General features: G+C 67.5%; 17 protein-coding genes. 9 read left to right on the forward strand and 8 right to left on the reverse strand.

Translation table 11 applies throughout. The annotated features are described in order from the left end of the window. Positions 1–55 precede the first annotated feature (55 nt). The 6 genes from ACX9OW_RS13475 (at position 56) to ACX9OW_RS13500 (ending at position 7,606) form a co-directional block, all read left to right on the forward strand. Positions 56–2,113, forward strand: a complete 2,058-nt coding sequence (locus ACX9OW_RS13475; protein WP_459062390.1) for a TonB-dependent siderophore receptor — start codon at positions 56–58, stop codon at positions 2,111–2,113. Positions 2,114–2,209: 96 nt separating this feature from the next. Further along, entirely contained in the window at positions 2,210–4,390 is a 2,181-nt protein-coding gene (gene yccS, locus ACX9OW_RS13480; protein WP_065174388.1) for a YccS family putative transporter, read from the forward strand. 75 nt (positions 4,391–4,465) lie between these two features. Further along, positions 4,466–6,355, forward strand: coding sequence for an MFS transporter (locus ACX9OW_RS13485; RefSeq protein WP_164151972.1), 1,890 nt, complete (start codon positions 4,466–4,468; stop codon positions 6,353–6,355). Positions 6,356–6,537: 182 nt separating this feature from the next. Further along, positions 6,538–6,825: a CD225/dispanin family protein gene (locus ACX9OW_RS13490; RefSeq protein WP_053515606.1), complete on the forward strand. Its 288-nt coding sequence runs from the start codon at positions 6,538–6,540 to the stop codon at positions 6,823–6,825. Positions 6,826–6,855: 30 nt separating this feature from the next. After that, a complete protein-coding gene (locus ACX9OW_RS13495) occupies positions 6,856–7,134 on the forward strand; it encodes a CD225/dispanin family protein (protein WP_065174386.1) in 279 nt (92 codons plus the stop codon). Positions 7,135–7,186: 52 nt separating this feature from the next. Then, positions 7,187–7,606, forward strand: coding sequence for a DUF2752 domain-containing protein (locus ACX9OW_RS13500; RefSeq protein ID WP_459062391.1), 420 nt, complete (start codon positions 7,187–7,189; stop codon positions 7,604–7,606). A gap of 68 nt (positions 7,607–7,674) precedes the next feature. On the opposite strand, the gene ampE is transcribed toward ACX9OW_RS13500, so the two are convergent. From ampE to ACX9OW_RS13525, 5 genes are all read right to left on the reverse strand, one after another. After that, positions 7,675–8,562 carry a regulatory signaling modulator protein AmpE gene (ampE, locus tag ACX9OW_RS13505; RefSeq protein ID WP_053515600.1) on the reverse strand — a complete coding sequence of 296 codons (888 nt, stop codon included), beginning with the start codon at positions 8,560–8,562 and terminating at the stop codon, positions 7,675–7,677. A gap of 144 nt (positions 8,563–8,706) precedes the next feature. Beyond that, on the reverse strand, positions 8,707–9,612 hold the full coding sequence (gene nudC / locus ACX9OW_RS13510; protein ID WP_164151968.1) for an NAD(+) diphosphatase: 906 nt from the start codon (positions 9,610–9,612) through the stop codon (positions 8,707–8,709). Positions 9,613–9,730: 118 nt separating this feature from the next. After that, complete coding sequence (gene erpA / locus ACX9OW_RS13515) at positions 9,731–10,123, reverse strand: iron-sulfur cluster insertion protein ErpA (protein WP_053515598.1); 393 nt, start codon at positions 10,121–10,123, stop codon at positions 9,731–9,733. Between the two features lie 31 nt (positions 10,124–10,154). Further along, a complete protein-coding gene (locus ACX9OW_RS13520) occupies positions 10,155–10,619 on the reverse strand; it encodes a bactofilin family protein (protein WP_053515596.1) in 465 nt (154 codons plus the stop codon). A 4-nt stretch (positions 10,620–10,623) separates the two neighbouring features. After that, a complete protein-coding gene (locus ACX9OW_RS13525) occupies positions 10,624–11,367 on the reverse strand; it encodes a DUF6776 family protein (protein WP_053515594.1) in 744 nt (247 codons plus the stop codon). A 179-nt stretch (positions 11,368–11,546) separates the two neighbouring features. Here ACX9OW_RS13525 and ACX9OW_RS13530 point away from each other — a divergent pair, with 179 nt between their 5' ends. Genes ACX9OW_RS13530 through ACX9OW_RS13540 form a run of 3 tightly spaced genes read left to right on the forward strand, consistent with a single transcriptional unit; the run spans position 11,547 to position 16,250 of the window. Beyond that, on the forward strand, positions 11,547–12,164 hold the full coding sequence (locus ACX9OW_RS13530) for a DUF4126 domain-containing protein (RefSeq protein ID WP_053515592.1): 618 nt from the start codon (positions 11,547–11,549) through the stop codon (positions 12,162–12,164). A 44-nt stretch (positions 12,165–12,208) separates the two neighbouring features. Further along, positions 12,209–14,086 (forward strand): EAL domain-containing protein, encoded by a 1,878-nt coding sequence (locus ACX9OW_RS13535; RefSeq protein WP_065174381.1) that lies wholly within the window; start codon positions 12,209–12,211, stop codon positions 14,084–14,086. Between the two features lies 1 nt (position 14,087). Further along, on the forward strand, positions 14,088–16,250 hold the full coding sequence (locus ACX9OW_RS13540) for an ATP-binding protein (RefSeq protein WP_459062392.1): 2,163 nt from the start codon (positions 14,088–14,090) through the stop codon (positions 16,248–16,250). 1 nt (position 16,251) lies between these two features. Here ACX9OW_RS13540 and bfr read toward each other — a convergent pair whose 3' ends face one another. From bfr to ACX9OW_RS13555, 3 genes are all read right to left on the reverse strand, one after another. Further along, positions 16,252–16,722: a bacterioferritin gene (gene bfr, locus ACX9OW_RS13545; protein ID WP_005414691.1), complete on the reverse strand. Its 471-nt coding sequence runs from the start codon at positions 16,720–16,722 to the stop codon at positions 16,252–16,254. A 143-nt stretch (positions 16,723–16,865) separates the two neighbouring features. Further along, a complete protein-coding gene (locus tag ACX9OW_RS13550) occupies positions 16,866–17,075 on the reverse strand; it encodes a (2Fe-2S)-binding protein (protein ID WP_032951724.1) in 210 nt (69 codons plus the stop codon). Positions 17,076–17,183: 108 nt separating this feature from the next. Then, positions 17,184–17,801, reverse strand: coding sequence for an RNA pyrophosphohydrolase (locus ACX9OW_RS13555; protein ID WP_053515586.1), 618 nt, complete (start codon positions 17,799–17,801; stop codon positions 17,184–17,186). Positions 17,802–17,909: the final 108 nt, after the last annotated feature.

Raw genomic sequence — 17,909 nt, forward strand, 5'->3', positions numbered from 1 at the left:
TCTTCCCCCAACCATGGGTGGATGGCCTGTGGCCGTCCGCCGAGGAATCCGATCGATGCCTTCGTTCCGCACCCCGCGCCTGGCCCTGCTGGCCGCCGCCCTGTCCACCGCCTGCGCAGCCCATGCGCAAGCCCCGGCTGATGCCCGCAGCGCCACCGACCTGGACGCCATCAAGGTGGTCGGCGAACGCACCCACACCGAAGCCGGCGCGCTGGGTGACCGTGCCCTGCGCGATACCCCGTTCGCCATTACTGCGGTCGGCCGCGAACAGCTCGAGCAGCGCCAGGTCGTATCGCTGGGCGAAGCCTTCCTGTTCGATCCATCGGTCACCACCCAGGTAAGCGCCTACGCCAGCGGCTGGAGCTCGCCCATCCGCAACCGCGGCATCGATCTGAACTACGACAGCTACCGCGTGAACGGTCTGCAGGTGTCCTCGTGGGGCACCGAATGGCCGCTGGAAGTGATGGAACAGGTGGACCTGCTGAAGGGCCCCGGCGGCTTCCTGTACGGCTTCGGCGCGCCCGGCGGCATCGTCAACTACATCACCAAGAAGCCGACCGATACCCCTGCCTTCTCGGCGCAGCTGGGCTGGCGCGAACAGGCCATCATCAGTGGTGGTGTCGATGCTGGCGGCCGCTTCGGAAACGAAGATATGTTCGGCTATCGCTTCAACGCGTATCAGGAGAAGGGCGAAACCTTCAACGGCGGCCATGTCGACCGCAAGGTCGGCGCGCTGTCGCTGGACGCGCGCCTGAGCAATGCGCTCACCTGGACCTTCGACGGCGTGTTCCAGTCCCGCGACCTGAGCGAAGAGTCGCCGCAGTACTACTTCATCGGCATGACCTCGCTGCCGCGGCCGATTGCCGGCGACGTCGACAACAGCGTGCCGGGCACCTACTACGATACCCGTTCCAGCCTGCTGTCCACGGCGTTCACCTGGCAGATCAACAGCGGCTGGAAGGCCAGCCTGAGCTACGGCGTCACCACCTCCTGGAACGACGTCAACAAGATCTTCGCCTACATCGACGATCCGAACGGCGACTACAACGTGAATGTGTATGAGCTGGGCGGCAAGAGCCAATGGAAACTGGCGCAGGCGCTGGTGCAGGGCGGCTTCCGCACCGGCCCGCTGCAGCACCAGCTGGTGGCCGGCGTCAGCCACCAGACCGGGCTGGGCTGGGACCGCCCCTACGAGTGGAACACCATTGGTCGCGCCAACCTGTACCAGCGTTCGGCCATCCGCCACGACGCGGTGGGTTCGCGGGTGATGACCCGCGGCGATGAAACCGTGCAGCAGGCCGTATTCGCCAGCGATACCGTGGACTTCGGCGGGGGCTGGTCGGTGCTGGCCGGCTGGCGCTACAACGACTTCGAGACCAAGGGCCGTTACCACACCTACCCGGTCACCCCGACCTATGCGGTGATGTTCAAGCCCAGCGAGGCCGTGACCCTGTACGCCAGCTACATTGAATCGCTGGAAGCCGGCAGCCGCGTGGGCAACCCCTACATCAACGCCGGTGATGTGCTGGGTCCGACCATCAGCAAGCAGTACGAGGTCGGCGCCAAGGTGGAAGCCTCGCGCTGGAATGCGAACGTGGCCGCATTCCGCCTGGAACGCGGTGCCAACATCGACCAGCCCATCGACGCCGGCCTGCGCCTGGTGCAGGATGGCATCACCCTGTACGAAGGCGTGGAAGCCAGCGCCGACCTGCACCTGACCGATGCGCTGACCGTGGGTGGCGGCGTGACCTGGCTGGACCCGACCTACGACAGGCTGTCGCCCGACAATGCCGCGCAGGAAGGCAACCGCACCGTCGGCGCCGCGCGCTGGAGCGGTGTGCTGCATGCCAGCTACCAGCTGCCGTGGGTCGATGGACTGGAAACCTATGCTGCCGTGCGCTACTACGGCGATGTCTGGTACGACGCCGACAATACCCTGAAGCTGCCCGACTACACCCTGGTCAATGCCGGTGTGGGCTACCGCCTGATGGCGTCGGGGCACCCGGTCACCCTGCGCGCCAGCGTGGAGAACCTGGCCAATCGCAGGTACTGGTCGAACGCGGGCGTCGGCCTGCCGCGCACCTTCGCGGTGAGCGTGCGCTGGGAGATGTAACCCGGCTTGTGCGGGTGCGGACCGTGGGTCCGCACATTGAACACCGCACCCACGCGCACACCGCCATAATGGAGGCAATCCGCCGCCCGAGCCTGCATGTCCGCGTCCCATTCCCGCCTCAGCCGCCTGTGGGCACACGAGAAAGCCAGCTATGGCCTGCGCGTGTTCATCGCCCTGTCGGCTGCGATGGCCGTGTGCTGGCAGCTGGACGCGCTCCCCGCGCTGCCCGGGGCGTTCCTTGGCATCATCGCCAGCGCGATCGCCGAAACCGACGACAACTGGTGGGGCCGCACCAAAGCGGTGCTGCTGTCGCTGCTGTGCTTCTGCATCGCCGCCGCCTCGGTGATCGCGCTGTTCCCGTGGCCGTGGCTGTTCATCGGCGCACTGGCGCTGTCCACCTTCGGCCTGACCCTGCTGGGCGCTCTGGGCGAACGCTACGCCTCCATCGCCCAGGCCACGGTCACCCTGGCCATCTACACCATGATCGGGCTGGAACAGCATGGCGGCGCCGGAGATCTGCCACGTGCGTTGCATGCGGTCAGCCACCTGCTGGCCGGTGCAGTCTGGTATGGCCTGCTGTCCATCGTCTGGACCGCGCTGTTCGCCAACCGCCCGGTGCGCGAACGCGTGGCCCGTCTCTACCAGGAACTGGGCCGCTACCTGCAGCTGAAAGCCGCCTTGTTCGAGCCGGTGCGTGAGGCCGACCTGCAGCGCCGCCAGCTGGATCTGGCCGAACAGAACCGGCGTGTGGTGGGAGCCCTGAACGAAGCAAAGACGGCGATCCTTGCGCGCTTCGGCCGTTCCGGCCGGCCCGGGGTCAACTCCGGCCTGTACCTGCGCCTGTACTACATGGCGCAGGATTTCCACGAGCGCGCCAGCTCTTCGCACTATCCCTATGGCGCACTGGTGGATGCGTTCTTCCACAGCGACGTGCTGTACCGCTGCCAGCGCCTGCTCGACCTGCAGGGGCAGGCCTGCGCGCGTCTGGGCGAAGCCATCCGCCTGCGCCGCCCGTTCGTGTATGGCGAGAGCAACCAGCAGGCCGGACGCGACCTCGCCGACGCGCTGGCCTACCTGCGCGACCAGCAGCGTCCGCAATGGCAGCGCCTGCTCGGTTCGCTGGATCTGCTGGTGCACAACCTGCGCAGCATCGAGCGCCGGCTGCTCGACGCCGAACGCTCCGAGGCCAGCCTGGACAATGTCGACACGCGCCTGCGTGACAGCAACCCGCACACCCTGCGCGAGATGGGGGTACGGCTGCGCCAGCAACTCACGCCCGGCTCGGTGCTGTTCCGCCATGGCCTGCGCATGGCGCTGGCGCTGATCGCCGGCTTCCTGGCGATCCGCCTGTTCAATGCCCAGAACGGTTCATGGGTGCTGTTGACCATCGTCTTCGTGTGCCGGCCGAACTTCGGCGCCACGCGCCAGCGCCTGGCACAGCGCATCGTCGGCACCCTGGCCGGCCTGGTATTGACCTGGGCCCTGCTGCAGCTGTTCCCACAGCTGCACGTGCAGCTGCTGATCGCCTTGCTGTCGGCGCTGCTGTTCTTCTTCACCCGCACCGATCGCTACCTGGTGGCCTCGGCCGCGATCACGGTGATGGCGCTGACCTGCTTCAACCTGATCGGCGATGGCTTCGTGCTGATCGTGCCGCGCATGGTGGATACGATCCTGGGCTGTGCGATCGCTGCGGCGGCCGCCTTCCTGATCCTGCCGGACTGGCAGGGACGCCAGCTGCATCGGGTGCTGTCACGGGTACTGGATACCGCCGCGCGTTACCTGGATGCGGTGCTGGGCCAGTACCGCAGTGGCATGCACGACGACCTGGCCTACCGTATCGCCCGCCGCGACATGCACAACGCCGATGCGGCGCTGTCCACTGCACTGTCGAACATGCTGCGCGAGCCCGGCCATGTACGCCGCAACCTGGATGCCGGCTTCCACTTCCTGGCGTTGTCCAACACCCTGCTCGGTCATCTGTCGGCACTGGGTGCCCACCGCGACCAGGTCGACAGCTACGCCGGCGACCCGCTGGCACTGGCCGCCGGCGACCGGGTACGCAAGGCGCTGCAGCAGCTGGCCGGCGCGCTGGCCGCACGGCAGGCGGTCGCGGAGGATGACAATGATGCCGACCGCGCAGTCGCTGCGGAGCTGGAGCAGATCGAGGACGTGATGCCACCGAAGCTGCAGTTGATCCGCACCCAGATGGCGCTGGTGCTGCGCCTGCTGCCGAAGCTGCGTGCCGCCGCCAACGAGGCCGTACGCAGCCTGACCTGACCGCCGCCCGGCAGCACTGGATCCGGGCCCGGCCGGCGGGCAGGAATGCTAGGCTGCGCCGGTCAAGGAGATTCCATGTCCGGTCACAACCAGTTCGCCCTGCTGCGCCAGCGCCGCTTCCTGCCGTTCTTCATCGTGCAGGCGCTGGGCGCTTTCAACGACAACGTATACCGGCAGGCCATCATCGGCCTGCTGTTCTACCTGGGCGTGTCCGAAGAGCAGCGTTCGCTGTACACCACGCTGGCGCCGGCGATCTTCATCCTTCCCTATTTCCTGTTCTCGGCATTGGCCGGGCAGATCGCCGACAAACTGGAGAAGTCGCGGCTCATCGTGATCACCACCACGATGGAGATCGTGATCATGTCGTTGGCAGCGATCGGCTTCCTCACCGAGAACCTGCCGTTCCTGCTGGTGGCGCTGTTCTGCACCGGCATGCAGTCGACCCTGTTCGGCCCGGTGAAGTACTCGGTGCTGCCCTCGGTACTCAAACCCGAGGAGCTGACCGGTGGCAACGGGCTGGTGGAGATGGGCACATCGATCTCGATCCTGTCAGGGATGATCATCGGCGGCGCCGTGTTCCTGCTGGCCGGCAGCCACGGGCCCGTGTTCGCGGCATCGCTGGTCATCGCCCTGGCGGTCTGCGGCAACATCGCGGCGCGGATGATTCCCAAGGTCGATGCCGGCGACCCGGGCCTGAAGATCAACTGGAACCCATTGCCGGAGTCGCTGGTGGTGCTGCGCATGGCACGCCAGCAGAAGGCGGTGCGCAACGCGATCCTGGGCGTGTCCTGGTTCTGGTTCGTCGGCACCGTGCTGACCTCGCAGCTGCCGAATTATGCGCTGGCCAACCTGGGCGGCGAACCCAAGCTGTACCTGCTGGCACTGGCGCTGTTTTCCATCGGCACCGGCGTTGGCTCACTGCTGTGCGAGAGGCTGTCGGCGCGCACGGTGGAGATCGGCCTGGTGCCGCTGGGCGCGTTCGGCATGACCGCGTTCCTGCTCGATCTCTACTTCGCCCGCAGCGGCGAGGCCACCGTGCAGGGGCTGAGCATCACCCAGTTCCTGCAGCAGCCCGGCAGCGTGCGCATCGTCATCGACCTTGTCGGAATCGGCCTGTTCACCGGCATCTTCGTCGTTCCGCTGTTCGCCCTGATCCAGAGCCGCACGCCGAAGGCGCAGATGTCACGCGTGTTCGCCGCGTTGAACATCCAGAACTCCGGTTTCATCGTGTCCGCCGCACTGCTGTCGCTGGCCGCGCGCGAGCTGCTGCACTGGAGCATCCCGCAGCTGTTCCTGGCGCTGGCGATCGCCAATGCCGTGGTGGCGATCTACATCTTCACCATCGTCCCCGAATTCCTGATGCGCTTCCTGAGCTGGGTGATGGTGCGCACCCTGTACCGGCTGCGCCCGCATGGCATCGAAGCCAATGTGCCGGATGAAGGCGCAGCACTGATCGTCTGCAATCATGTCAGCTACATGGATGCACTGATCCTGTCGGCGACGATTCCGCGCCCCGTACGCTTCGTCATGTACTACAGGATCTTCAACATCCCGGTGATGCGCTGGATCTTCCGCACCGCCAAGGCCATCCCGATTGCCGGGGCTCGCGAGGACGAGGCCTTGATGCAGCGCGCGTTCGAGGAGATCGATGCGGCGCTGGCCGAGGGTGAGCTGGTCTGCATCTTCCCGGAGGGAGCACTCACCCGCGATGGGCAGATGGCGCCGTTCAAGTCCGGCGTCGAGAAGATCCTCGAACGCCGGCCGGTGCCGGTGGTGCCAATGGCCCTGCGCGGGATGTGGTCGAGCATGTGGAGCCGGCGCGACAGCCGGCTTGGCCGCATGCGGGTTCCGCGCCGCTTCCGCGCCACCGTCGAGGTGGTGGCAGCACCTGCCATCGATGGTCGCAGCACCGACGCGCCGGCACTGGAAGCCCAGGTCCGCGCCCTTCGCGGCGATCACGCCTGACGGAATCCCTCCGTTCGCGCATAGCCGGGCCATCCCCCACATACGCCAGCGTCAAGCGCCGTGCCCGTCATTGCCGGGCTGAAAACGCATACATGCGACGCAGGTTGCGGTAGATTACGCACCCACAGGGGGGAGGTCCGGCCCGTTCACTACGGTCGGCCACCAAGGAATGGAGTCTCACGTTGAATCAACCGCCACCACTCGGCCGTCCGGTCTACATCCCCAACCATCTGGTGTGGGCGATCCTGACGACGCTGTTCTGCTGCCTGCCGTTGGGCGTGGTGTCGATCGTGTATGCCGCCCAGGTCGATGGCCGCCGCGCGGCCGGCGATCTGGCGGGAGCCTATAGCGCGTCACGCAAGGCGGGCTGGTGGGCGGCGGCTTCGGCCGCGGCCCTGCCGGTCCTGTTGCTGTTGTGGTTCGGGCTCTTCGGCGGCCTGGCCGCACTGGGCGCTCTTTCCGACCATTGATCCACCACCACCCATCAAGGAGCTTGAATCATGAACACCGCTACTCCGCAGGTCCCGAACAACCTGGTCTGGGCGATCCTGAGCACCCTGCTCTGCTGCCTGCCGGTCGGCATCGTGTCGATCGTCTATGCGGCACAGGTCAACGGCAAGCTGGCCGCTGGCGATATCGCCGGTGCACAGGACTCGTCCGCCAAGGCCAAGAAGTGGGCCATCTGGTCGGCCATCGCCTGGGTCATCATGGTCGTGCTGTATGTGCTGTTCTTCGTCGTGCTCGGTGGCATCGGCGCGATGAGCAACGGCAGCTACTGAGGCCTGCGGACGGATCCGGCGGCGTCCGCGCCGGATCCGTCTTCGCCTGATCGTGTCCGCTCTTCCTTCCCGGCTCGCCCGCTGGGCACCCTTGCTGGCCTCCACCGGCCTGGCCGCAGGCGCGGCCGTGGTGCTGCGCAACGTCAATCCCTACGTGGCCGGCAATCCCCTGCCGGGCTGCCCGCTGTACGCACTCACCGGTCTGTATTGCCCCGGCTGCGGCAGCACGCGCTGCCTTTACTCGCTGGTCCATTTCGATCTGGCCGGCGCGATGGCGATGAACCCGCTGCTGGTCATCAGCCTGCCCCTGCTGCTGCTGATGCTGCTGAACATCGCCGGCATCCGCCCGCGTGTGCTTGATCCGCTGATGCGGATTCTGGCCAACCCCATGTTCTGGCTGTGGCTGCTGCCCGGTTACGCTCTGCTGCGCAACCTGCCGTGGGCACAGTTCACCGCACTGGCGCCGGTCTAGATTCCCACTTCGCGTCCAGGCGCGTCGCAACGCGTGCTGCGGTCAGGCCGCACGCGCCTGGCCAGCGGCTACGTCACCCAGCCGGCGATCACCAGCACGGCCAGCACCGCCAGCCACAGCAGCAGCATCCGCCACACCAGACTCATGGCATCGCGCAGGTCGGGCAGACGTTGCCAGACCGGCAGCAGGCCCGCCTCGGTGTAGTCATGCGCGTCCTCGCGCAGCTCGGCATTGACGCTGGCCCGCGCCACCGCACCCAGGAATCCGATGCCTCCGACCAGGCGCTCGCCATGCGCTTGCCGCCATGCCTTCCACGCCGTGTCGAAGTTGCCGACCAGTGCCATCGAGAACGCCATCAACTGTGCCACCGGCCATTCGATCCAGCCCAGCAGGCGCTGGGCCACTGCCAGCGGTTCCACCGGTACGCGTGCACGCATCGGGCTTTCGGACATCAGCGCCAGCAGGCGATAGCCCAGCGCGCCCACCGGGCCCAGCAGCAGGAACCAGAACAGCACCGCAAACCAGCGGCGCAGCGCATTGAGTACGGTCGCCTCCACCAGCGAGGGTACATCCTCGCGCAGGCTGCCACCGGCCGCCTGCAGATGGCGCACGGCCGCCTGCCGGGTCGGTGCGTCATCGGCATCGATGATCGCTTCGATGTCACGGTCCAGGTCGCGCGGCCCCCAGCACCAGGCCAGAACCGCCACGCCCAGCAGCAACGAGGGCAGCCCGAACAGCACGCCCCGCAGCAGCCAGGCCAGCAGCGCCATCAACACCAGCGGCGGCAGCAGCGCCAGCACCACGCCCATGGGGCCCTGCCAGGCCTTGCCGCCGTGCGCATCCAGCCAGCCCAGCCAGCGCCGGAAGCTGTCAAAGCGGCGCAGCGAGGCGGCAGCGGCCGGGGCGACATGGCCCAGGGCCAGTGCAACCAGCACGGCAGCCAGAGTGGTGAACATGGCAGGTCTCCCTACGAAACAAGGCGCTCGGCGTCGCTACCTTACCCGTCGCGACGCCGCCATCAGCGGTCTGCCGCACTGTAACCCGGGCCGTGTTCAGGTGGCGGCAATGGTCGCCGCCGTTCTGACAGGCCGGTGCGGTCTTCACGCCCGCTGTTGGCGATACCAGTGCTCGATCAGCCCCCGCGAAATCGAGATCGGCGGCGACAGGCGGATGCCCTGGCCATCATCTTCAACATCACGTGCCAGCGCCGCGCCCACCTCGTCGGCACTGAACCAGCGCGCATCCTCCAGTTCGCCATCCACGGTCGGCACATCGTCCTGCGCCTGCGCGCGGAACCCCACCATCAGCGCGCCCGGGAACGGCCAGGGCTGCGAACCGAGATACTGGCAGGCAGTGATGCGCACCCGGCTCTCCTCGTGCACTTCCCGCACCACGGTCTGTTCGAAGGTCTCGCCTGGTTCGACGAAACCCGCCAGTACCGAATAGCGGCGCGGCGCCCAGTTGGACTGCCGCCCCAGCAGCAACCGGCCCTGGTTTTCCACCGCGACGATCACCGCCGGGTCCACCCGGGGATAGTGCTCGGTCGCGCACTGCCCGCAGCGGCCAACGAAGCCACCGCGGGCAAAGGCCACCGCCCCCCCGCAGACGCCGCAGAAGCGCGTGCGCGAATGCCAGTAGGACATGCCGCGCGCGTAGCTGAAAGCGGTCGCATCGGCCACCGGCCACAGCAGTGCCGCCTGGCGCAGGTCGAGCCGGCCAGGCGCAGTGACGGCAACCGCGGACGCTTCCACCGAGAACCAGGCCTGCTCACCCCGCAGACCCAGGAAGATCGCGGCACCGGGGCCGCCCCCGATGTCGGCGCCGGTCAGCGCCAGTGGCTGGTCATCAGCACCGGTGAAGGCACTGCCGTCCTGGTCAAGCACGAGAACCCGCGCATCCGGCCACAGGCGTGCCAGCACATCGGCATCTTCGCGCAGGGCATCGGCGCGCTCCAGCGGTTCGCCAATGAAGGCGAAACCGGACAGCGGCGAAAGAATATTGGACATCCAGCAAGCCTGCCGCCATTCGATGCGGGTGGCAAGGTCGGCGCTGTGCGCATTCTGCTGTGAGGTGTGGAGACCGCTCGACACACCTGGCGCGGAGCGCAGGCCCCGCGCCCTGCAATCACATGCTGAAGCTGCTGCCGCAACCGCAGGTGGTCTTCGCGTTCGGATTGCGGATCACGAACTGCGCGCCGGTCAGGCTCTCGGTGTAATCCACTTCAGCCCCCATCAGGTACTGCAGGCTGAGCGGGTCGACCAGCAGGGTCACCCCGCTGGTCTGTACCGCCAGATCGTCCTCGGCACGGTTCTCGTCGAACTCGAAACCGTACTGGAAGCCCGAACAGCCGCCACCCTCGATATACACACGCAGCGCCAGATCGGGGTTGCCCTCTTCCTGGATCAACGACTTGACCTTGGAGGCCGCTGCTTCGGTGAAGTTCAGCGGCCGCTCCAGCGACTGGTAATCGGGCGCGGCCGCCGTGGGGGCGCCGGGCAGGGAGACTAGCGTGCTCATGGCATCAGCATGGGGGCACCGGCGGTGGCTTTCAAGCCATCGCTTCGGCCAGCTTGCGTCGGGCCGCGGTGTCGCCCTTGCCACTGGCGGGATCCCCGCTTTCGGGTGCAGGCAGGGCCGCCAGCGGTGCGCTGGCATGGATCAGGCGTCCATTCAGCTGGGCCCCGGCGTTCATCTCCACCACCTCGTAGTGGACATTGCCGTTGACCCGCGCGCTCGGGGTCAGTTCGACCTTTTCGGTGGCGTGGACATCCCCCTCCAGGCGGCCGCTGATGACCACCACCTGGGCACGGATCTCCCCTTCGATCACGCCATGCTCGGCGAGCGTCAGGGTCGCGGTGCTGGCGCCTTCGGCGGCGATCACCTTGCCATGGATGCGACCTTCCACGTACAGGCCACCACTGAACTCCACATCACCGCGGATCACCACCTGGTTGCCGATCAGGGCATCCACCACCAGCTGGCCGTCACGGTTGGATTTGCTGTTTCCGAACATCTGCCTACTCCCCTTTGCTGGCCGGCGCGCCGGCCTGTTTCCAGTCGAATACCTGGGTGGCGCCCCCCGCACCACTCCCCAATGTCACCCGCACGCGTTGCGGAGTGAAGTCAGCCGGCAGCATCACGCTGCCGGTGAGCTGCTGGAAGTACCGGAACGAGTAGTCCTGTCCCGGCACCTTGCTGCGCTGGTGCAGATCATCCCAGCTGATCGTGGCCAGCTTGCCGTTCTTCACGCCTTCCACGGTGAAACGCATCTGCCCCTGGCTGATGGCCCCGCGGTTGAGATTCTGGGTCAGCACGGCGGTGTACTGCCAGGTGCCGGCCGATTCCGGGCTGAACTCGATCGAGTGGGTGTTCAGGCCCTTGCGCTGGCTGGTCGAACCGACCAGGCGCTCATAGAAGGCGACGTCCGCGCGCAACCCGGCGATCTCTTCGTCGCGCTCGGCGAGCGAGGACTGCACTTCGTTGTTGGCGGCGCGGCTGATGCGGTCGGAGGCTTCCAGCGTGGCCTGCTTCTGGCGCAGTTCAGTCAGCTGCGCCTGCAGGCTCTCGGCACGCTTCTCGGCTGCCTGCAACCGTTGTCCCTGCTCGCCACGCGGCGCCCCCATCCAGCAGCCTCCGATCGTGGCCAGCACCAGGCTGAGCAGCCAGATGCCTCCAATCACCCACAGGCGACGGCGGTCCGCGGGCGGATGTGACGCGCCGGGCAGGCGGACCTGCACGCGCATGGGAGGACGGTTGGTCATGGGTAGATCCCGTGGCATCGCGGGCGCGACACCGGCACGGCCCGTGTGGCAAACGACGGGCTAGTGTATGACAGGATCGGCAGGATTCCTGCGCTGGAGGCGACCGAGGTCTGTGGCGTTCAGGCACGCCATCGTCGATAGTGTGGCCCCTCGCACAGTTCCGCCGTCGGAGCATCGCCATGACCGAAGCCCACCTGTTCGTGATCGGCATCCTGCTGGCCTGGCTGGCCGGCATCCGTGTCTACCTCACCGTCTTCGGTGTCGGCCTGGCCGGCCTGCTCGGCTGGGTCGACCTGCCACCCGCCCTGCAGGCGACCGAGTCGTGGTGGGTGCTGGGTACCTCAGCGGCGCTGGCCGTGACCGAGTTCTTTGCCGACAAGATTCCCGGCGTGGATTCGGTCTGGGACCTGGTGCAGACCCTTGCCCGGGTCCCCGCCGGCGCCTTCCTCGCCGCCGCCACCCTGTCGCCGGATGGGCAGCTGGGTACCGGTGCGCTCGCTGCCGGCGCCGGCGTAGCCCTGGCCAGCCATGGCCTGAAGGCGGGCACCCGTGCCCTGCTCAACACCTCGCCGGAGCCGGCCAGCAACTGGGTCGCCTCGATCGCCGAAGACACCGTGGTGGTTGGCGGCCTGGCATTGGCCCTGGCACACCCGTGGATCGCGCTGGTCGTGGTGCTGGCATGCAGCCTGGCCGGCGCATTGCTGGTCTGGCTGGCATGGCGCGCTCTGTGGCGCGGCGTGCGTTGGCTTGCCCGTGCCGGCAACGGCACTGACCGGCAACAGCCACGCACCGGATGAACGCCGGGCGTGTCGCATAATGGCTGCGATCATCAGGAGCCCCCATGGCCGCAATTGAATCCCCCGCAGGCGTCCGCCCGGGTCGCGCTGAAACGCCACCGGCCGATCATTGGCAACGCTGGGCCACTGCGGTGGTGGACGCGGGTGCCTCCCCATCGGTTCCGTCCAGCGTCGCTGACAGTGGGCCTGCCTCCGGCGGTGCTCCGCCGCCGCTGCCGGGCGTCACCTCACAGCCCGAGGCGGGCAACCACGACCCGGCACCGGCGCCGGCGGATTCACCCTACCGCGTGCTGATCGTCGAGGACGACCGTGCGCAGGCCCTGTTCGCGCAGAGCGTGCTGCACGGCGCCGGCATGCAGGCCATCGTGCTCAGCGATGCCGAAGGCGTCCAGCAATCGATCAAGGACCATCGCCCTGACCTGATCCTGATGGACCTGCACCTGCCCGGCCTGGACGGCATGCGGCTGACGGCGATGATTCGCCAGCAGCCCGGCCTGCAGTTGCTGCCCATCGTGTTCCTCAGCGGCGATCCCGATCCGGAGCGCCAGTTCGAAGTGCTCGACAGCGGTGCCGACGACTACCTGAGCAAGCCGATCCGGCCGCGGCACCTGATCGCGGCGGTCGCCAACCGCATCCGCCGTGCCCGCGCGCAGGCGGCAACCTTGCCCGGCGCCTCCGGCACGCCGGCCACCAGCAATCCTGAAACCGGCCTGCCGACGCGCCATCATGTGCTGCAGCAGCTCAATGCCGCCCTGGCCCACCATGATCGTGGCGGCCTGTTCTTCATCGAGGTGGCCAGCGCGCTGGGCCTGCGCGAGCGCTATGGCTACGCTGCGTTCGAACGGCTGATGGTGCAGGCCGGACAGCGCTTGGCCGAAGCCGGCCATCCGCACCTGCTGGCGCGCCTGAACGACAACAGTTTCCTGCTGCTGGCGCGTGATGCCGATGAGGACAGGCTGGAGAGCGTGGCCGCCACCCTGCGCGAGCAGCTCTCCGCGAGGGCCTTCGTGATCCGCGATGACGAATCGGTGCACCTGCGTGGCGTGGTCGGCTATGCACCGCTGTCGCCCGGCTTCGAGGATGCCGCCAGTGCGCTGGAAGCCGTCGAGCGCACGACCCTGCAGGCACGCCTGCTCAGTGCCGGCGTGGCCGGCCACGTGCATCGGCAGGCCATCAGCGAACAGGAGCATCTGGCCCTGCTGGAAGGCCAGCTGGAACTGGCTTACCAACCCATCGTCGCCGTCGCCGGTGGAGGCAGCGCGCAGTACCAGGTCCTGCTGCGGCTGCGCCAGGCCGACGGCACCGTGCTGACCGCCGGCCAGGTGATTCCGGCCGCCGAAGCCGCCGGCCGCATCGCCGACCTCGACCAGCAGGTGCTCGATCATGCGCTGGGCCTGCTGGATCTGTACCGGCATGCCACCCAGCCGCTCAATCTGTTCGTCTCGCAGTCGCTGCGTACCCTGCAGCGCGACGCCTTCGCCGACTGGCTGCTGGAGTCGCTGCAGCAGCGCGACCTGCCAGGCAGTGCGCTGGTCATCGACGTGCGCCTGCCTGATGCGCTGATCCACACCGTGCCGCTGCAGCAGTTCTGTCAGCGCATGGCGCAGGCCGGCGTGCGCTTCTGCCTGAGCCAGTTCGAGCCCGGCAACGATGCCGACGCGCTGCTGGGCCAGCTGCCGCTTTCGTTCGTACGCATGGCTGCACGGTTCTCCAGCAGCCACGCCAATCCAGGCACGCGCGAAGAACTGCGCAGGGCGATCGAGCGGGCGCACGGCGCCGGTCTGCAGATCATCGGGCAGCAGATCGAAGATCCGCAGGCAGCGGCCGCGATGTGGGTGGGAGGGGTCGACTACATCCAGGGCAACATGGTGCAGTCCGCCGGCAGCGACCTGAACTTCGACTTCCACAACGCGGTGCTCTGACATGCCGCTGTGGGCGGTGCTGCTGGTGGCCCTGGCCGTGGCGGCCATCGCGCTGCTGCTGGCGGGGCTGCGCCTGCGCACGCGCAGCCAGGCGCTGGCCGCACTGCAACGGGATCGTGCCGCGCTGGCCAGCGAGCGCGACCAGCTGCGCCGCACCACCGAGCGTCAGGGCCAGCTCGAACAGCAGTTGCTGCAGGCCAAGCAGGCGGCCGAGGCGGCGGTGCTGGCCAAGGGCGAGTTCCTGGCCACGATGAGCCACGAGATCCGCACGCCGCTCAACGGCATCCTGCCGATGCTGGAGCTGATCGCGCGTGGCCCGCTGGGCGAGGACCAGCGGCGGATGCTGGCCACCGCATCGGCCAGCTCGCAGCAGCTGCTGCGTATCGTCGACGACATCCTCGATTACTCGCGGTTGGAAGCACAGGCACTGGAGCTGGAGATCACCAGCTTCAATCTGCGCGAGCTGCTCGACGCCGTGGTGCAGCTGATGCAGCGCGCTGCCGACGCCAAGGGACTGGCACTGGTGCTGCAACTGGATCCGACGGTCCGCCTTCCCGTGCGCGGCGATCCGGTGCGCCTGCGGCAGGTGCTGAGCAACCTTCTGGCCAATGCCATCAAGTTCACGGCACGCGGCCAGGTGCAGCTGCGCGTGCAACGGCTGGGCGAAGGTCCGGCCCAGCACCAGTTGCGCTTCGAAGTGATCGACACCGGCATCGGCATCGACGAGGCCCAGCAGGCACGCCTGTTCCAGTCCTTCAGCCAGGCCGATGCGTCAACCACCCGCATCTATGGTGGCACCGGCCTGGGCCTGGCCATCTGCAAACGCATCATCGACCTGATGCACGGCCACATCGGCGTCCAGTCGACCCCCGGCCAGGGCGCCCGCTTCTGGTTCGAGATTCCGTTGTTGAAGGTTCCCGGCGACCTGCCGGCGATGGCACGCCCACCGGCCACCCTGCTGCTGTTCAGTGCCGACAGCCACCTGCAGGCGCGCATCGAACGCATTGCCGCCCATCACGAGCTGCAGGTGCAGGTCATCGACGGGATGGACGCGCTGGCCGAGCGGCTGCGAGCCGTGCCCCGCCCCGGGCACGCTGCGCCGGCCTGGCTGCTGATCGATGCGCCTGCGCGCCGCAGCGGCGGAACCCGCCTGCGGCAGGCGCTGGCTGCGCGCGGTGAGGACGACACGCTGCAGGTGCTGTGGCTGCAGGACGAGCCGCTGCCCGCGCAGGAGCGCCATCGCCAGCTGCCGGTCGCCTTCGAGGATGCCGCCCTGCACGCCCTGCTTGCCACGCCCACCGCCAGCGCGCGCCCGTCCGCCTGGCTGGCTGCCGCCGAAGAGGGCCAGGCACCGGCTGCCCTGCCAGCGCTCGGTCTACGCGTGCTGCTGGTGGAGGACAACACGGTCAACCGCATGGTGGCCGAACACCTGCTGCGGGTATTCCAGTGCGAGGTCCGCAACGCCGCCGATGGCGAGCAGGCACTGGTCGCGCTGCGCGAAGGCGGTGTGGACGTAGTGCTGATGGACTGCCAGATGCCGGTGCTGGACGGTTACGCCGCGACGCGCCAGTGGCGCGAGGAAGAGATCGCAGCCGGAAGCCGGCGCCTGCCGATCATCGCCATGACCGCCAATGCCATGGCCGGTGATCGCGAACGCTGCCTGCGAGCAGGCATGGACGATTACCTGTCCAAACCGATCGCGCGCGACACGCTGCACGCGCTGCTGCTGCGCTGGGGCCCCAAAGCCCTCCCCACGCCGGCAGTTCCGGCGGCGGCAGCGAAGGCCGGTCCAGAACCTGTCGCCCACCCGGTTCTGGACCGGAACGTGCTGGACGAGCTGCAGGCGGTCATCGGTGATGCCGCCACGCAGATCGTATCGGTGTACCTGGAAGACGCACCGGCGATGGTGCAGGCGCTGCAGCAGGCGGCGCAGGACCACGATGGCCAGCGCCTGCAGGCAGTCGCGCACAGCCTGAAGTCCTCCAGCGCGAATGTCGGCGCGATGTCGCTGTCGGCGGTCGCACAGCGGATCGAGCACGAGGCCCGCGCCGGCAGTCTGCAGCGCCCCGCCGTTGCGGTTGCGCTGCTGGTGGCCGAATTCGCCCGGGCACGGGTGGCGCTGGGCGGGTACCTGGCACAGCATCGCGCCGGCCAGGCGGGCTGACTCACTCTTCGAGCTTGCTCAGCAGGTACTTCGGTTCGCCGATGCGCTCGATCAGGTCCAGCTGCGTTTCCAGCCAGTCGATATGCTCTTCCTCCGAATCGAGGATCTTCACGAACAGCTGGCGGCTCACATAGTCGCCGACCGAATCGGCATAGGCCACCGCCTCGCGCAGGGTGACCACGCCATCACGCTCGAGCGAGAGGTCACACTGCAGGATCTCGGTCGGGTTCTCGCCGATGCGCAGCTTGCCCAGCGCCTGGAAGTTCGGCAGTCCTTCAAGGAACAGGATGCGGTCGGCGAGCATGTCGGCATGCTTCATCTCGTCGATCGATTCCTTGTACTCATGCTCGGCGAGTTCCTTGATGCCCCAGTTCTTCAGCATCTTGGCGTGCAGGAAATACTGGTTGATCGCGGTCAGCTCGTTGTAGAGGACCTTGTTGAGGAATTCGATGACCTTGGTGTCGCCCTTCATGGGGATACTCCTGCACGCTGAAAACGCAGGCACTTTACCGCCTTGCGTGCGGCCGTGAAGGAACGCGAATCGTGCGCATTGGCCTGTGCGGCCACACGTGAAGGATGCGCAGGCGCGGCATCAACGCGCCGCGGAAAAGACAGTCAGGCGACCTGGGCCAGACCGAGTACCGGCAGCGGCAGATCGTGGGTGGCGCGTGCCTTGGCCAGCAGCTCGCCGGCCATGTCCAGGCAGGACCCGCAGGTAGCGCCGCATCCGGTGCGCATGGTCAGCTCGGCCACCGATGTCACGCCATGGCTGGCGGCTTCGCGGATCTGGTGGTCGGTGACTCCGTTGCAGATGCAGACGTACACAGGCGGGAACCGGGCTGACAGGCCAGAAGCGGCCTGGTCGCTATTCCAATGGAAACGAGAATGGTTGTCAATCAGAGACCTGAACCATTCTCGATACCGTTCAGGCGGTCAGCTCGTCGGTCCTTCCTGCGCCTTTTTGGGCCAGTAGCCCCTGCTGCGCGGCCGCTTGCGCGGTCGGTCGTGGCCCGCGGTGTTGCCGGGCATCCACGCTTCCGCTGCGCTCTTCGGCATGGCAGTGACGCCCTGCCCCGCCACCCCGCGCGCCAGCGGCGCCAGGTGTCGCAGCGCGCGCGCGTAGACGCCGCGCTTGAACATCACCACATGCTCCACCGGATACCAGAAATCCACCCAGCGCCAGTGATCGAACTCCGGCGAATCGGTATGGTCCAGGCACACATGGGATTCGTCACCGGTCAGGCGCAGCAGGAACCAGACCTGCTTCTGGCCGATGCAGACCTGCCGTTCATTGCGGCGGACTGCCCGCGCCGGCAGCTTGTAGCGCAGCCAGCCGGGCGTTGCCCCCAGCACTTCCACGTGCTCAGGCAGCAGGCCGGTCTCTTCCTGCAGTTCGCGATACATGGCCTCGACGGGCGTCTCGTCGGTGTTCATCCCACCCTGCGGGAACTGCCAGCCATCCCGGCGCACGCGTCGTGCCCAGAACACCTGCCCGTCCTGCCGCATCAGCACGATGCCGACGTTCGGTCGATAGCCGTCCGGATCGATCACGATGCGGACTCCTAAAAAAATCTACTGGTCAGGACTATCCCACGCCGCCTGTCAGGCGACAAGCGCGGCACAAATGTGTTGACAGTCCCACGGCGTATCCGCAGAATA

It is taken from the genome of Stenotrophomonas genospecies 5 (genome assembly GCF_054473825.1).

What these genes read in the sequence shown, in the direction of transcription:
- ACX9OW_RS13525 (WP_053515594.1), bottom strand. Translation starts at nt 11,367, where the DNA reads ATGACCAACCGTCCTCCCATGCGCGTGCAGGTCCGCCTGCCCGGCGCG.
- yccS (WP_065174388.1), top strand. Translation starts at nt 2,210, where the DNA reads ATGTCCGCGTCCCATTCCCGCCTCAGCCGCCTGTGGGCACACGAGAAA.
- erpA (WP_053515598.1), bottom strand. Translation starts at nt 10,123, where the DNA reads ATGAGCACGCTAGTCTCCCTGCCCGGCGCCCCCACGGCGGCCGCGCCC.
- ACX9OW_RS13475 (WP_459062390.1), top strand. Translation starts at nt 56, where the DNA reads ATGCCTTCGTTCCGCACCCCGCGCCTGGCCCTGCTGGCCGCCGCCCTG.
- ACX9OW_RS13520 (WP_053515596.1), bottom strand. Translation starts at nt 10,619, where the DNA reads ATGTTCGGAAACAGCAAATCCAACCGTGACGGCCAGCTGGTGGTGGAT.
- ACX9OW_RS13535 (WP_065174381.1), top strand. Translation starts at nt 12,209, where the DNA reads ATGGCCGCAATTGAATCCCCCGCAGGCGTCCGCCCGGGTCGCGCTGAA.
- ACX9OW_RS13530 (WP_053515592.1), top strand. Translation starts at nt 11,547, where the DNA reads ATGACCGAAGCCCACCTGTTCGTGATCGGCATCCTGCTGGCCTGGCTG.
- ampE (WP_053515600.1), bottom strand. Translation starts at nt 8,562, where the DNA reads ATGTTCACCACTCTGGCTGCCGTGCTGGTTGCACTGGCCCTGGGCCAT.
- ACX9OW_RS13495 (WP_065174386.1), top strand. Translation starts at nt 6,856, where the DNA reads ATGAACACCGCTACTCCGCAGGTCCCGAACAACCTGGTCTGGGCGATC.
- ACX9OW_RS13540 (WP_459062392.1), top strand. Translation starts at nt 14,088, where the DNA reads ATGCCGCTGTGGGCGGTGCTGCTGGTGGCCCTGGCCGTGGCGGCCATC.
- nudC (WP_164151968.1), bottom strand. Translation starts at nt 9,612, where the DNA reads ATGTCCAATATTCTTTCGCCGCTGTCCGGTTTCGCCTTCATTGGCGAA.
- bfr (WP_005414691.1), bottom strand. Translation starts at nt 16,722, where the DNA reads ATGAAGGGCGACACCAAGGTCATCGAATTCCTCAACAAGGTCCTCTAC.
- ACX9OW_RS13485 (WP_164151972.1), top strand. Translation starts at nt 4,466, where the DNA reads ATGTCCGGTCACAACCAGTTCGCCCTGCTGCGCCAGCGCCGCTTCCTG.